Origin of the sequence: Ectothiorhodospira shaposhnikovii, assembly GCF_016584105.1 — a bacterium.
Taxonomy (GTDB): Bacteria; Pseudomonadota; Gammaproteobacteria; order Ectothiorhodospirales; family Ectothiorhodospiraceae; genus Ectothiorhodospira; species Ectothiorhodospira shaposhnikovii.
The window spans coordinates 16,894-31,940 of record NZ_NRSM01000009.1 but is presented as its reverse complement, the minus strand read 5'-3'; the positions used below and the strand labels follow the sequence as shown (position 1 = coordinate 31,940).

General features: G+C 65.0%; 13 protein-coding genes. 5 read left to right on the top strand and 8 right to left on the bottom strand.

Annotated elements, in window-relative coordinates; all coding sequences use genetic code 11:
- Positions 1-28 precede the first annotated feature (28 nt).
- Positions 29-1,807 (top strand): sensor domain-containing diguanylate cyclase, encoded by a 1,779-nt coding sequence (locus CKO35_RS06795; protein ID WP_200173937.1) that lies wholly within the window; start codon positions 29-31, stop codon positions 1,805-1,807.
- Here the strand turns inward: CKO35_RS06795 and CKO35_RS06790 are convergent.
- Both CKO35_RS06790 and CKO35_RS06785 read right to left on the bottom strand, forming a co-directional pair.
- Positions 1,797-2,573, bottom strand: coding sequence for an ABC transporter permease (locus CKO35_RS06790; protein ID WP_200173930.1), 777 nt, complete (start codon positions 2,571-2,573; stop codon positions 1,797-1,799). The two genes, CKO35_RS06795 and CKO35_RS06790, sit on opposite strands and share 11 nt — an antisense overlap.
- Positions 2,570-3,493 (bottom strand): ABC transporter ATP-binding protein, encoded by a 924-nt coding sequence (locus CKO35_RS06785; RefSeq protein ID WP_200173928.1) that lies wholly within the window; start codon positions 3,491-3,493, stop codon positions 2,570-2,572. The genes CKO35_RS06790 and CKO35_RS06785 overlap by 4 nt, the downstream gene beginning before the upstream one ends.
- Before the next feature lie 130 nt (positions 3,494-3,623).
- On the opposite strand from CKO35_RS06785, the gene CKO35_RS06780 reads away from it, so the two are divergent.
- A complete protein-coding gene (locus tag CKO35_RS06780) occupies positions 3,624-5,012 on the top strand; it encodes a leucyl aminopeptidase family protein (protein ID WP_200173926.1) in 1,389 nt (462 codons plus the stop codon).
- A gap of 25 nt (positions 5,013-5,037) precedes the next feature.
- On the opposite strand, the gene CKO35_RS06775 is transcribed toward CKO35_RS06780, so the two are convergent.
- From CKO35_RS06775 to CKO35_RS06750, 6 genes are all read right to left on the bottom strand, one after another.
- Positions 5,038-6,468 (bottom strand): Glu/Leu/Phe/Val family dehydrogenase, encoded by a 1,431-nt coding sequence (locus CKO35_RS06775; protein WP_200173924.1) that lies wholly within the window; start codon positions 6,466-6,468, stop codon positions 5,038-5,040.
- A 91-nt stretch (positions 6,469-6,559) separates the two neighbouring features.
- Positions 6,560-6,748 carry a hypothetical protein gene (locus tag CKO35_RS06770; RefSeq protein ID WP_242467064.1) on the bottom strand — a complete coding sequence of 63 codons (189 nt, stop codon included), beginning with the start codon at positions 6,746-6,748 and terminating at the stop codon, positions 6,560-6,562.
- A 145-nt stretch (positions 6,749-6,893) separates the two neighbouring features.
- On the bottom strand, positions 6,894-8,570 hold the full coding sequence (gene cydC / locus CKO35_RS06765; protein WP_200173922.1) for a thiol reductant ABC exporter subunit CydC: 1,677 nt from the start codon (positions 8,568-8,570) through the stop codon (positions 6,894-6,896).
- On the bottom strand, positions 8,567-10,228 hold the full coding sequence (gene cydD / locus CKO35_RS06760) for a thiol reductant ABC exporter subunit CydD (protein ID WP_338031762.1): 1,662 nt from the start codon (positions 10,226-10,228) through the stop codon (positions 8,567-8,569). The genes cydC and cydD overlap by 4 nt, the downstream gene beginning before the upstream one ends.
- Before the next feature lie 74 nt (positions 10,229-10,302).
- Complete coding sequence (cydB, locus tag CKO35_RS06755) at positions 10,303-11,307, bottom strand: cytochrome d ubiquinol oxidase subunit II (RefSeq protein WP_200173920.1); 1,005 nt, start codon at positions 11,305-11,307, stop codon at positions 10,303-10,305.
- Between the two features lie 19 nt (positions 11,308-11,326).
- Entirely contained in the window at positions 11,327-12,715 is a 1,389-nt protein-coding gene (locus CKO35_RS06750; RefSeq protein WP_200174073.1) for a cytochrome ubiquinol oxidase subunit I, read from the bottom strand.
- 148 nt (positions 12,716-12,863) lie between these two features.
- Here CKO35_RS06750 and CKO35_RS06745 point away from each other — a divergent pair, with 148 nt between their 5' ends.
- The 3 genes from CKO35_RS06745 (at position 12,864) to CKO35_RS06735 (ending at position 15,042) form a co-directional block, all read left to right on the top strand.
- A complete protein-coding gene (locus CKO35_RS06745) occupies positions 12,864-13,433 on the top strand; it encodes a TetR/AcrR family transcriptional regulator (protein ID WP_200173917.1) in 570 nt (189 codons plus the stop codon).
- Positions 13,434-13,436: 3 nt separating this feature from the next.
- Positions 13,437-13,781 (top strand): DMT family transporter, encoded by a 345-nt coding sequence (locus tag CKO35_RS06740; protein ID WP_200173914.1) that lies wholly within the window; start codon positions 13,437-13,439, stop codon positions 13,779-13,781.
- A gap of 127 nt (positions 13,782-13,908) precedes the next feature.
- Positions 13,909-15,042 (top strand): efflux RND transporter periplasmic adaptor subunit, encoded by a 1,134-nt coding sequence (locus CKO35_RS06735; protein ID WP_200173913.1) that lies wholly within the window; start codon positions 13,909-13,911, stop codon positions 15,040-15,042.
- The last annotated feature ends 5 nt before the right edge of the window (positions 15,043-15,047 follow it).

The following is a 15,047-nucleotide window of genomic DNA, read 5'->3' as shown; positions in this document are numbered from 1 at the left end:
TACCTTGATGCCTGGCCAGAGGGGGAATATGCCGTTACTGCACGCGGGGGTATTGGGTCTGCTTGCCTTGCTGCTGTTTGTGGTGGCGGACATGACGTGGGGGCAGCGACTCATGGATCGGTCACGGGCCGAGGTGACCAGCCAACTGGCCACGTTGAGATCCCGCCTGGAAGGGGAGCTTAATGCCGCCATCTTTCTCACCCGGACATTGGCCACCTACACGGCCTTGAACCCTGCCCTGAGTGAAGAGGATTTCGGCCGTGTGGCCGACCAGCTGCTGCGCGAATCCAGACAGGTCGTTCGCAATATCACGTTGGCGCCGGATAACGTCGTCCGCTTTGTCCATCCGCTGGAAAACAACCGGCCCATACTGGGGGTGGACCTGCTGAATCATCCCCTGCAGGGGGATTCGGTCCGGCGCATGATCGCCTCCGGAGAGCCGGTCCTGGCGGGTCCATGGCCGCTGGTGCAGGGCGGCGAGGCCCTGATCATACGCGTGCCGATTCATGTTCATGAGAATGGGTGGGGCGAACGCTACTGGGGGCTTGTCAGTGTACCCATTGACATGGACGCGATTTACACCATGGTGGGACTGAAAGGGTTTCAGCATGAGCTGGATATCGGCATTCGTGGCCGTGATGGAATGGGGTCACAGGGGGAGGTCTTTTTCGGCAATCCCGGGTTGTTCGACGGCAACGGCGTGCGGCAGGAAGTGAGCATGCTTGGCGGGGGGTGGGAATTGGTGGCCGTCCCCAGGAATGGCTGGAGGGCGGCGGCGGGCAGGCCTCCGGGCTGGTACCTGGTGGGTTTCCTGCTGGTTCTGGTCTGCGCCGTGACTGCCTGGAAGCTCTCCGATCAGACCCTTCGTGTCAGGGACTCCGAATTACGCTATCGAGTCCTGAACGAGCGCCTGCAGGCCATTATCGCCGCCATGCCTGATATCTGCTTCGTGCTGGACCATGATGGACGTTATCTGGACATCTTTGGAGGCATGGATGCGCGCTATTACCATGAGGGCCATCAGGGGTTGCTGGGCAGGCGTCTGCACGAAGTGTTGCCCCTGGACAAGGCGGACGCCTTCCTGAACATGATCCGGGTGGCGCTGGACAGCGGGTGCCTGCAGTTCATCGAGTACGATCTGGATGCAACCGAGGTCGATGGGCTGGATCCGGGGGCGGGGCCGAAGGAACGGCTTTGGTTCGAGGGCAGGATCATGCCTCTGGATGCACATGTCATGGGGTGCCCGGCGGTGATCTGGCTATCGGTGAACATCACCCAGCGGAAGAATGCCCAGGATCGTATCCGGTACATGGCGTTGCATGACCCGCTGACCGGCCTGGCCAACCGCGCCCTGCTGCAGGATCGCATTCTGCACGCCCTGGAGCAGTCACGGCGCCAGGGCACCTATTGTGCCTTGCTGTTTCTGGATCTGGATGAATTCAAGCCCATCAATGACCGGTTTGGCCACGAGGTGGGCGACCTGTTGCTGTGCGAGGTGGCCAGGCGTCTGGAAGGCTCGGTGCGCGCGCTGGACACGGTGGCCCGGCTCGGCGGGGATGAGTTCGTCATCCTGCTGGAGAATGTCCCCGATGCCGCGCTCCCTTGCGCCGTTGCGGAAAAACTGCTGGCCGCATTGAGTCGGCCTTTCACCTTGCTGGGCGCTGAATGCACCGTCACCTGCAGCATCGGCATCAGTATCTATCCCATGCATGGTGAGCATTATGACACGCTGATGCGGCATGCGGATCAGGCCCTGTACCAGGCCAAGACCCTGGGCAGGAGGGGTTATCGCGTCTTCACTGCCTGATGCCGATGCCCTTGTTGAGCAGGTAAAGGGCGATACCGTAGAGCGCCAGGATGAAGCCGATGATGATGCCGTAGGACAGCCACAGGCTGAAGTCCGTGACCCCCAAAAAGCCGTAGCGGAAGGCATTCACCATGTACAGGATCGGGTTGAACATGGACACGCCCTGCCAGAACTCCGGTAGCAGGGTGATGGAATAGAACACCCCGCCCAGGTAGGTGAGGGGGGTGAGAATGAAGGTGGGGATGATGGAGATGTCATCGAAGCTGCGGGCAAACACCCCGTTGATCAGCCCTGCCAGGGAGAACAGGGCCGCGGTGAGGACCACCACGGACAGGGCCACTGCCGGGTTGTGGATGCTCAGGGGGCTGAAGAACAGGGACACCAGGGTGACCGCCACTCCCACCGCCAGGCCCCGGCAGATGCCGCCGCCCATGAAGCCCAGGATGATCAGGTAATTGGGGACGGGGGAGACCAGCATCTCCTCCAGGTGGCGCTGGAACTTGGAACTGTAGAACGAGGACACCACGTTGGCGTAGGCGTTGGTGATCACCGCCATCATGATCAGCCCCGGGATGATGAAGTCCATGTAGCGGATGCCGTCCATCTCTCCGATCCGGGCGCCGATCAGGCCACCGAAGATGACGAAGTACAGTCCCATGGTGATCATGGGGGGCAGGATGGTCTGGATCCAGATGCGCGAGAAGCGCAGGACTTCCTTGATGATGATGGTCTTGAAGGCGATCCAGTTGCTGTGGGCATTGGTCATTTTGCGCGCCCCCTGTCCACCATGTGCATGAAGAGTTGTTCCAGTCGATTGGTCTTGTTGCGCATGCTGCGCACCTGGATACCTTCCCGGTTCAGGTCCACGAACAGGCGGTTGAGGCTCACGTCCCGATCCACGTCCGCCTCCAGGGTGAGTTCATCCACCCAGCGCAGGCGATGGCCGGTCAGATCGGGCAGATGCACCAGGGGGCGGGTCAGATCCAGGACGAAGGTCTCGGTGTTGAGCTGACCCAGCAGGCCCTTCATGGTGGTGTTTTCGATGATCCGGCCGTGATCGATGATGGCGATGTTGCGGCAGAGGGTCTCGGCCTCTTCCAGATAGTGGGTGGTGAGGATGATGGTGCACCCCTGCTGGTTGATGTCCTTGAGGAACTGCCACATGGAGCGCCGGATCTCGATGTCCACTCCGGCGGTGGGTTCGTCCAGGATCAGCAGTCGGGGCTCGTGGACCAGGGCACGGGCAATCATCAGACGCCGTTTCATGCCACCGGAAAGCATGCGGGCCATGTCCTTGCGCTTCTCCCAGAGACCCAGTTCCACCAGGTATTTTTCCGCCCGTTTCCAGGCCTCCTTGCGGGGGATGCCGTAGTAGCCTGCCTGGTTGACCAGGATTTCCTGTACCGGCTCGAAGGTGTTGAAGTTGAATTCCTGGGGCACCAGCCCCAGGCAGCGCTTGGCGGCATACAGATCCCGGTCAAGGTCATGACCGAAGATGGACACGCTGCCGCCACTCTTGTTCACCAGGGAGGCGATGATGCTGATGGTGGTGGACTTGCCGGCCCCGTTGGGGCCGAGCAGGGCAAAGAAGTCCCCGGGCTCCACGTCCAGGTCGATGCCTTTGAGGGCCTCAAGGCCGTTCTTGTAGGTCTTGGTGAGCTGACGGATGCAGAGGGCTTTGGGCATGGTCTGTCTGTGGCATTCCCGCAGGAGAGGGCGAGTAAAACAGAAAATTCTAACATAACCTTCGAGGCTGGGCTTCTGCACACCGTAAAACCGCGTAAAATGGTCACTCACGCCCTCTCAGGACACGCCCATGCTCGACTGCTTCGATACCCGTTCCGACGCCGATCTCATCGCCCTCGTCCCGGTGGAAGGGGATACCCTTGAGCAGTGGCTGGCGGATCAGCCGGTGCGTATCGGCAATTGGGTACGGGCCTCCCGTTTCGAGGGGCGTACCGGCAGTGTCCTGCCCCTGCCGGACGAGGACGGCAGGGTGAGGCAGGTATTGGTGGGCGTGGACAGCAAAGCCTCCACCTGGGCCATTGGCAATGTCTCCAGCCGCCTGGGAGAGGGGACCTATCACCTGGCGTGCGACTGGCCGGTGGAACGGCTGATCCGGGCGGCCATAGGCTGGGGTCTTGGGTCGTATCGCTTCGAGCGTTACAAGACCTCGGAGCGACCCCGGCCCCGATTGAGCCTGGCCCATCTGCCGGCCGCCGATGCCGATGCGGTGACGCGGATGGTGGTCGCCATCGGACGGGTCCGGGATCTGATCAACACCCCCGCCCAGGACATGATGCCCCAGCACCTGGCCGAGGCGGCCCGGGAACTGGCCCATCGGCATGGGGCCGCCTTCAGCGAGATCGTCGGCGAGGACCTGCTGGCGCAGAACTACCCCTGCATCCATGCCGTGGGTCGTGCCAGCATCCACCCGCCGCGCCTGATCGAACTGCGCTGGGGAGATCCGGCCCATCCCCGGGTCACCCTGGTGGGCAAGGGCGTCTGCTTCGACAGCGGCGGCCTGGATATCAAGCCCGCCAGCGGCATGCGCCTGATGAAGAAGGACATGGGCGGTGCCGCCCATGTGCTGGGGCTGGCCGACCTCATTATGGGGGCCGGGTTGCCCGTGTACCTGCGGGTGATGGTGGGTGCGGTGGAGAACGCCATCTCCGGCGACGCCTTTCGCCCCGGCGACGTGCTGCGTTCCCGCAAGGGGCTGACCATCGAGATCGACAATACGGACGCGGAAGGCCGGCTGGTGCTCTGCGACATGCTGGCCGACGCCGCCGAGGAATCCCCCGAGGTACTGCTGGATTTCGCCACCCTGACGGGGGCGGCCCGGGTGGCGGTGGGCACCGAGATCGGTGCCTTCTTCACCAATGACGAGACCCTGGCCGAGGGCATCGGCCGGCATGGGGAGACGGAGGAGGATCCCTGTTGGCGCCTGCCGCTGCATGCCCCCTATCGTTCCCAGCTGGACAGCCGGATTGCGGATCTGACCAATACCGGCAGTGGCCCCTACGCCGGTGCCATCACCGCCGCCCTGTTCCTGCAGGCCTTCGTGCCCGACGGGCAGGTCTGGGGACATTTCGACATCATGGCCTGGAACAACCGCAACCGTCCCGGCCGCCCCAAGGGCGGCGAGGCACTGGGGGTGCGCGCCGCCTTTGCCTGGCTTGAGGATCGCTACGGCAAACGCTGACCTTGGCCTTGGGTGTGTTTGCCTCTCAGTAGGCCCCCAGGTCCAGGCTGGCCCCGCTGATGCGGCTGATGGCCACCGCATAGGCCGCCGTCCGGTAGTCCATGACCCGGTCATGGGCCCGGCGCATGCGGTCGATCTCCTGGAAAGCCACCCGCATGGCGTCATCCAGTCCGGAGCGCACCAGGTCCAGTTCGTCGGCACCGCGCAGCAGGGATTCTCGCAGCCAGTCCGGGGACTGCTCGCCGCTCATGAGTTCTAGGGCGGAGACGATGTGCTGCCCCCGCACTTCGTCCAGGCGGCGTTCCAGGCGGCCGAAACGCATGTGGGAAAGGTTGCGGATCCATTCGAAGTAGGACACCACCACGCCGCCGGCGTTGGCGTAGATATCCGGCAGGATCACCGTACCCCTTGCGCGAAGGATCTCGTCCGCCTCGAAGGTGATCGGGCCGTTGGCTGCCTCAATGATCAGGGGAGCACGGATGCGCTCAGCGTTGCCGGCGTGGATGACCCCTTCCAGGGCGGCGGGAATCAGGATGTCGCAGTCCCGTTCCAGCGCCGCGGCGCCCGGTTCCACCCATTCCACCCCGGGAAACCCCTGTACGCCGCCGGTCCGGTTCATGTACTGGCGGACTTCCTCCACGTTCAGGCCCGCTTCGTGGACCAGGGCGCCGTCCCGTTCGATGATGGCGATGATGTGGGCGCCGTCCTCTTCCTGGAGCAGCTTGGCGGCATGGTAGCCCACGTTGCCCAGGCCCTGGATGATGATGCGCTTGTCCTTGAGACCGCCTTCCAGTCCGGCTTCGGCCATGGCTTCCGGGTGGCGGAAGAACTCCCGCAGGGCATAGTGGATGCCCCGGCCGGTGGCATCCAGCCGGCCCGGCATGCCGCCCAGTTCCACCGGCTTGCCGGTAACGCAGCCCACGTAGTTGATGTCTTCCGGGTACAGGTTCTTGTAGGTGTCCAGGATCCAGGCCATCTCCCGCTGGCCCGTGCCCACGTCCGGGGCGGGGACGTTGGTGGCCGGGCTGAGAAATCCCCGGCGGGCCAGTTCCCGGGCAAAGCGCCGGGTGATGAGTTCCATCTCGTCGCGGGAATATTGCTCCGGATCGATGCACAGGCCGCCCTTGGAGCCGCCGAAGGGAATGTCGACGATGGCGCATTTGTAGGTCATCAGGGCCGCCAGGGCCTCGGTGGTGTCCTGGTCGATGCTGGGGGAGAAGCGCAGGCCGCCCTTGGCGGGCAGGCGATGGGTGCTGTGTACCGCCCGCCAGCCGGTGAAGGTACGCACCTCGCCGCGAATCTTGAGGGGAAAGGTGACCTGCAGGATGGCGCTGCAGGTCTTGATGGCCCGGTCGGCGCCCGGTTCCAGTTTGACGAAGGCCAGGGCGCGATCCACCATCCGGGCCACGCTCTGCTGGAAACTCACGGGCGGCGGGGACTGTGTATCGTCCGGCATGGCTGACTCCTGGCGTCTGGACTGTCTGAGTTCAGCCTACACCCGATCCCGCGGGAGATGCCAATCCCGGGCCGGGGATCGCTGATCCGGGTCAGGTGGCGGGTTTTTGCTGTCGTCGACCGAGTTTGTCCCGCAGCACCCGCCGGGTGTTCTTGTGGGCGTCGCTGAAGACGAAGCGGCCGGCCAGCACGCAGCCCTTCATGCCCGGTTCACAGGGGCGGTTTTCCACCTTGTGGCAGAGCCCCTTGCTTTCATGGGGACAACCCCACCCTCCCATCATGGTCTCCTGTCTTTTGTCGTTTTCGTAATCTTCCCCGTCATCACTCCCGCCGTCTTCCGTCACTCCCGCGAAAGCGGGAGTCCAGGACTCCGGCCCATGAATGGGTTCCTGCTTTCGCGGGGAATGACGCAATTCCTGCAAAAATCTACGATGACGCCATTTCCTGCAAGCGTCCCTCCTGCAGCCTGTAATGGGTGGTGCAGGGCGGAGCCATGGCCGGCTCATGGGCGATCACCAGGGTTGCCCGTCGGGACAGCCAGGGCGTCAGACGCTGCCTGAGGCGCTCGATGGTGGCCGGGTCCAGGCCCCGGAAAGGCTCATCCAGGATTACCACGGGGGCATCCTTGAGGATCAGCCTGGCCAGGGCCAGACGTCGGGCCTGACCACCGGAGACCAGGGCACCGCCTTCGCCCACCGCGGTGTCCAGACCCTGGGGCAGGGCGGCGATGAAGTCGTCCAGACCGGCCAGGAACAGGGCCTCGCGCAGGGTCTCTTCGTCGGCCTCCGGTCGTGCCAGGCGCAGGTTGGCGGCGACGGTGTCGGCAAACAGCACTGTCTCCTGCCCGAGTACCCCCACGGTGTCGTACAGGTCGGTGTAACCCATGGACTGGACCGGGATGCCGCACACCCGGGCCTCGCCCGCCTGGGGCGCCACCAGACGCAGGGCCACGGTGGTGAGACTGGTCTTGCCCGCGCCGCTGGCGCCGGTAACGAGCACGCTCCGACCCGGTTGGAGGCTCAGATCCACCCCGTCCAGAATCCAGGGGGCATCGTTGCCGTAGCGCAACCGGATGCCCTCCAGGGTGAGGCTGCCTTCACCGTCGGGCCGTTGGGGGTGGGCCGGTTCCGGCAGGCTGGGACGGGTATGGGCCACCTCCAGCAGTCGGGCGGCGGCGGCACGGATCTGCCCCAGGCGCTGATAGGCCCCCGGCAGCATGGCCACGGCCTCGGACAGGCCCAGGGTGGCCAGAACCAGCAGTACCACGATGGGGGCCGTCACCAGGTCTTGCGACAGCCAGCCCACCCCCAGCCACAGGGCCAGCCAGACCGCCCCCAGACCCGCCAGCATGGCGGCCGTGTCCCCCAGGGCGCCCCAGCGCACCAGCCGGATCTCGGCCTCCGCCCGGTCCCGTTCGGCGGCGGCCAGGGCGGCCCGTTGCCGGGGCAGGGCGCCGAATACCCGCAGCTCCGCCAGTCCCTGCACGCCTTCCACCGTCCGTTCCCGCACTTGGGCGGCGGCCTGGATGCGCGCCTCTCCGCTGCGTCCGCCCAGGGCCACGGCGATGGCGGGCAGGATCAGGCCGGCCAGGGCCAGCACCGCCACCACCCACAGCACCGTGAGGGGCGCCAGCAGACCGAAGAACAGGGCGCCCCCGAGCAGGGTGAGGACGGCGGTAAGGGTGGGCGTGATGACCCGCAGGAACAGGCCGTCCAGGGTATCGATGTCACCCACCAGCCGCTGCAGCAGGTCGGCGGAGCGAAAGCGGGCCAGGGTGCCAGGATCCAGGGGCGACAGGGCACGGAACAGCCAGCTGCGCAGATCCGCCAGATGGCGCAGCACCGCTTCATGGTTGACGATGCGTTCGGCATAGCGGGCCACGGTACGCCCCACGGCCAGGGCGCGGATGCCGCCGGCGGGGCGGTAGACATCCAGGGCGATGATCAGCCCCGCGCCCGCCAGGGCCGAGGCTGTGATGAACCAGCCGGACAGGGCCAGCAGGCCGGTGGCGGCCACCACGGTGAGGACCGCCAGCAACAGCCCCCCCAGGAACCAGGGCAGGCGCGGCAGGGCAAGGCGAAGGAAAGGAATCAGATCGTTCATGCAGCCCCGCTGGATTCGCTGGCATCATGGACCACGCGGCCGTCCTGGATGGTGATGACCCGATCCGCCCAGGCCAGTACCCGAGGGTGGTGACTGGCGATGAGCACGGTGGCGCCGGCGGTGGCGGAGCGTTCCAGGGCTTCGAGCACCAGGGCTTCGGCCTCCGGGTCCAGCCCGGCGGTGGGCTCGTCCAGCAGCCACAGGGGGGCCTGTTTGAGGGCGGCCCGGGCCAGGGCGACCCGCTGGGCCTGCCCACCGGAGAGACCGCGTCCCCGTTCTCCCAGCACGGTCTCCAGTCCCAAGGGCAGCCGGTCGGCAAAGGCCATCACCCCGGCGTCGGTAGCGGCCCGGATCACCGTGGCCTGATCCGCGTCGGGGTGGCTTAGACGGATGTTGTCGGCCAGGGTGCCGGTGAAGAGATGGGGGCGCTGTCCCACCCAGGCCGCCTGACGCAGGGGATCGGGGGCGGCGCCGTCCACGCTCACCTGGCCCTGGTCGGGCTCGATGAAACCGGCCAGCAGGTGCAGAAGCGTGGACTTGCCCGCGCCGCTGGGTCCGGCCAGGGCCACCCGTTCACCGGGGCGGATGTCCAGGCTGATCCCGCGAAGGGCGGTGCGCCGACCTTCATCAAAGCCGACATGTACGTCCCGGAACCGGATCGACACCCCGCCGGAACGAGACGGCGTGGGCGGTGGTGGCGTGGGCGTCGGCGGGGCTTGTTGCCGCAACAGGGGCAGGATGGTCTGGGCCGCGCCCAGGGCCGCCGCCCGGTCGTGGTAGTGCAGGGCCAGCTGCCGCAGGGGCTGGAAGAAATCCGGTGCCATCAGCAGGATGAACAGCCCCGAGAACAGGGTGAGCTGGGTGGCCGGCCCCCATTGCAGATAGCCGATCAGTGCGAAACCCACGTACATGGCCACCAGGGCGATGGCGACGGCACTGAAGAATTCGAGCACGGCGGAGGAGAGAAAGGCCACCCGCAGGACCTTCATGGTGGTGACCCGATAGCCGTCGGCGGCCTCGGCCACTTCCCGGGCCGCCCGTTCCTGGGCGTTGAACAGGCGCAGCGTGGTCAGGCCCTGGAGCCGGTCGAGAAAGTGCCCGCCCAGGCGGGACACGGTTTCCTGCTGACGCCGACTGACCTGTTCGGCGCCCATGCCCAGCAGGGCCATGAAGAAGGGAATCAGCGGGGCGGTGAACAGCAGGATCAGGGCGGCGAGCCAGTCCTGGGTGAGGGCGGCGATGAAGATCCCCAGGGGCACCAGCAGGCTCACCGCCACCTGCGGCAGGTAGCGGGCGTAATAGCCGTTCATACCCTCCACCTGCTCGACGATGGCCGAGGAAAGGCTGCCGCTGTGGCGATTTGCCAGACGTACCGGGCCCAGGGCGGCCATGTGGGCAAAGAGTTCGTCCCGCAGCCGGCTCTGGATGCTCAGGGCCGCCGCCTGGCCCAGGGTTTCCCGGGACCAGTTCAGGGCCGCCCGCAGCCCCATGACCAGGGCCAGCCAGGCAAAGGCTCCCGTCAGTGCTGACAGGCCGTCGCCATGGGTGATGGCGCGATCCAGGATGAAGGCCAGCAGGCCCGCCTGGGCGATCACCAGCAGTCCGGACAGGACGCCGGCACCGCCCGCCAGGCTGAGCAGACCCCGGGCCGGGGCCACGCGGGCGTTGAGCCAGCGCTTCGCCTCGGCATTGGGGATGGCGGGGGTGTCGTGGGGGGATGTGCTTGCGTCGTTCAGTGGTAACCCTCTCCGATCCGGACCTTGCCGCGGAACACCCAGTAGGTCCAGGCGGTGTAGGCAAGGATGATGGGGATGACGAACAGAAGCCCGATCAGGGTGAACAGCTGTGCGTCGGGCGATGAGGCCGCGTCCCAGAAGGTGTGGTGGGGTGGGACTGCATAGGGCCACATGCTGATCAGAAGGCCCAGGTAGGCCAGCAGGAACAGGGCCAGGGTGGCGATGAAGGGCGTGCCCTCGGCCCGCCGACCCAGGCCGCGCCAGAGCCACACACCGGCCAGCAGGGACAGGGTGGGGAAGATCCACAGCACGGCGGCGTGCTCCAGCCAGCGTTCGAGGATATGCGGGTGGGCCACGGCGGTCCACAGGCTCACCAGCAGGAAGACGAACAGTACCGCCAACACCATGCGCCCGGCGATGCGGTAGGCCAGGGTCTGCAGGTCACCCTCGGTCTTCATGATCAACCAGGTGGCACCCAGCAGGGTGTAGCCGGCCACCAGGCCCAGCCCGGTCATGACCGTGAACGGGGTGAGCCAGTCGAAGGCACCGCCCACATAGGAGAAGCCTTCCACCTCGAAGCCCTGGATGTAGGCGCCCACCACGGCGCCCTGGGCAAAGGCGGCCACCAGGGACCCGCCGAAGAAGGCAATGTCCCAGCGCCGTCGCTTGTGGGGTTCGGCCTTGAATCGGAACTCGAAGGCCACGCCGCGGAAGATGAGCCCCGCCAGCATCAGGAACACGCCGATGTAAAGGGCGGGCAGGAACACGGCATAGATGAGCGGAAACGCCGCCAGCAGGCCGGCGCCGCCCAGGATCAGCCAGGTTTCGTTGCCATCCCATACCGGGGCTACGGAGTTCATCATGACATCGCGGTGTTCGTCACTGCCGGCAAAGGGGAAGAGTATACCCACTCCCAGGTCGAAACCGTCCATGAACACGTACATGAACACGCCAAAGCCGATGATGACGATCCAGATCAGGGTCAGGTCGATCAGTTCCATGTCTGCGCGCTCCCGGCCGTCAGGCCATGGTCTTGTCGTCGGCGGCGGAAAACGGCCGCTTGGCGTGGGCACCCGGATGGTCTTCTGACAGGTCCGTCTGATCCGGTCCCTGGCGGATGATGCGGACCAGGAAGCTGATGCCGGCGATGAATACCACCGCGTAGACGGTGACGTAGCCCACCAGGGTGAACAGGGCCATGGCGCCGGTCAGGGAGGGGGTGAGCCCTTCCGCGGTACGGATCAGGCCGTAGGCCAGCCAGGGCTGACGTCCCACCTCGGTGACGAACCATCCCGCCAGAACGGCCACAAAGGGTAGCGGAATCATCAGGCTGGTCAACCTCAGGAAGCGTTTTGATTCCACCAGACGATCCCGCCAGGTGAGCCAGGCGCCCCACAGGGCGATGACGATCATGAGCAGGCCGATGCCCACCATGACCCGGAAGGACCAGAACACGATGGGCATGTGGGGGCGATCTTCGGGCGCCCATTCCTTCAGGCCGGGGACCGTGCCGTTCCACTCATGGGTCAGGATCAGGCTGGCCATGTTGGGGATGCCGATCTCCAGGAAATTGCGTTCCTGGGATTGACTGGGAATGGCGAACAGGAGCAGGGGGGCGCCATCGGTGGTTTCCCAGACCCCTTCCATGGCCGCCACCTTGGCGGGCTGGTGCTTGAACGTGTTGAGACCGTGCACGTCCCCCACCAGCAGCTGGGCCGGGGCAGCGATGGCCAGCATGATCAGGCACATCTGCAGGGCCTTCCTGGATGCCTCCGGTGCCTTGCCCTTGAGCAGATACCAGGCCGACACGCCGGCGACCACGAAGCCGCCGGTGAGAAATGAGGCCAGGGCCACATGGAAGAAGCGGGGGACGAAGGAGGGATTGAAGATGGCCTCGCTCCAGGAAGTCAGGTGGACGATGCCGTCCCGCAACTCGGCCCCCGCCGGGGTCTGCATCCAGCTGTTGGCGGAGAGGATCCAGAACGAGGATATGAAAGTGCCCAGGGCCACCATGCAGGCGGCGAACAGGTGGGTACCCCTGGGGACCTTGTCGCGACCGAACAGCAGCACCCCCAGGAACACCGCCTCCAGGAAGAAGGCGGTGACCACTTCATAGGCCAGGATCGGGCCGAGGAAGTTGGCGCTGGCATAGGAGAATACGCTCCAGTTGGTGCCGAACTGGAACGACATGACGATCCCGGACACCACCCCCATGCCGAACACCACGGCAAAGACCTTGGTCCAGAATCGGGACAGTTGCTCGTAGGCGGGGTTGCCGGTGCGGTAGAGCAGGCCCTCCAGCAGGGCGATGTAGGAGGCCAGGCCGATGGTGAAGACGGGGAAGATGGCGTGGAACGAGACCACGAAGGCAAACTGGATTCGGGATAGGAGTAGGGGGTCAAGCTCCATCATGGGGTCGGTCCTCGGGCCCGGATTCGAAGGTTCGCATTCTGTCCAGTGTGTTCGTTATTTCCCATGATTTTGGTCAATCTTTGTCGGCTCGATACCCGTTGTGCCGGGTATTGAAAGGATACCGACCGGCTGGTATGTTCTTGCCATGAATCCCCAATCCGGCTTGCGCAAGAAACAACCGGCCCGGGTTCGGCGTGCATTGCTGGATCAGGGGGCGCGCCTGTGTTCCGAACATGGCGTGCCAGGACTGACCCTGCAGGCGGTCGCGGACGCCGCCGGCGTGACCAAGGGGGGGCTGTTGCACCATTTCCCCTCGAAGCAGGCGCTGGTGGAGGCCATCTTTGATGACCTGCTGCAGCGTTTCGAACACAGCATCGATCGTCTGATGGCCCTTGACGCTGAACCCCATGGGCGTTTCACCCGGGCCTATGTGATCGCGACGATGGAACTGATCGGCATGGACGAGTTCATCAAGTGGCAGAGCCTCATGATGACCATGCTGACCGATCCGGGCATCAGGCAGGGCTGGAAGCGCTGGATGGAAGCCCAGCAGGCACGATACAGGGAATCCGATGAGGATGGCCGGCTGGTGCTGGCCCGGTATGCCGCCGATGGAATCTGGCTGGCCGCTGTGCAGGGACATTCCATCCTGGAGTCCGGCGGGCAAAGGGATGAGTTGCTGGCGCATTTGATCGGCATGACGAGGAGTCCGTAATCCATGAATCCATCTCTGGCCGTGTACGGTGTGCTGGGAATGGCCATCCTGCTGGAAGTGATCGGCACGATGTTCCTGCAAAAATCCGATCAGTTCACCCGTCCTGCGCCAACCCTGCTCATGGGGCTTTGCTATCTTGGGGCTTTTTATTTTCTCTCCCATGTCTTGAAGAGCATCCCGGTGGGGGTGGCGTATGCCCTCTGGAGCGGCTTGGGTATCCTGCTCATTTCTCTGGTGGGTTATCTGGTCTTTCGGCAGTCTCTGGATCTGGCCGCCTGGATCGGCATCGGCTTCATCATTCTGGGGGTCATCATCCTGAATGTTTTTTCCAGTACCGTGTCCCATTGACGTGCAAGGTATCCGATTCCGTGGCCGGAGAGTGTAATCTGCCTCTTTTCAGGTTCCGCGCCGCGGATTGGGCGACGGTCGTTTCCATCAACTTTTCTGCTGGTCTGCCAAAGGCTGTGTCCCGGACATGAACAGAAGACTCATCAATCGGCGCATGATCCTCATGCTGCTGGTCGTATCCCTGCTGCTGGGCGGTGTATTCGGTTACAAGGCCTTCATTAATGCCCTGATCACCGACATCTTCGACAACATGCCCGAACCAGTGGCCACCATCACCGCCACCGAGGCCAGGGAACAGGTCTGGCGACCGCAACTGGAGGCGGTGGGCAGTTTTGCCGCCGTGCAGGGGGCCGACCTGACCACCGAGGTGAGCGGTATCGTGCAGGAGATCCTGTTTGATAACGGCGCCCGGGTCCGGGCCGGGGAGGTATTGATGCGCCTGGACAGCCGCACGGATGTGGCCCAGCTCCGCCGCCTGGAGGCGGCGGCCCGGCTGGCGGATCTGGAACTGGAGCGGGCCCGTCGGCTGGTGCGTCAGAACAATATCTCTGAAGCGGAGTTGCAGCGCCGGGAGAGCGAGGCCGAACAGGCCGCGGCGGCGGTGCAGGAACAGGCGGCCCGCATCCAGCAGAAGACCCTGACGGCACCCTTTTCCGGCCAGCTCGGCATTCGTCAGGTGAATGTGGGTCAGTTCCTCTCCGCCGGCGATCCGGTGGTGTCCCTGCAGGCCTTGAACCCGATCTATCTCAATTTCTCCCTGGCGGAGCGACGCCTGGGCGAGGTGGTGCCGGGGTTGCCGTTGCGGGTGAAGGTGGATGCCTTTGAGGATACCTTCGAAGGTCGCGTCCGCGCCATCGAGCCCGCTGTGCGGGCCTCCACCCGTACCTTCGAGGTACAGGCCATCATCCCCAATCCGGAACAACGGCTGCGCCCCGGCATGTTCGGTCGCGTGATCCTGGATGTGGGGGAAGAGGCGGCGGTGGTGGTGGTACCCCAGTCGGCGGTGAGCTTCAATCCCTACGGTGATTCGGTCTATGTGATCCAGTCCGGTGACGAGGATGAGTTGCGGGTGCGCCAGCGGTTCGTGCGTACCGGCACCCGGCGAGGGGATCTGGTGGTGATTCTGGAAGGGCTGGCGCCGGGTGAGCGGGTGGCCACCAGTGGCCTGCTCAAGCTGCGTAACAACGCCGTGGTGAAGATCAATGACGATCCCGATCTGCAGCCCGGCGAAGAGTCGGCACCCACACCGCCCAACGCCTGATGCGG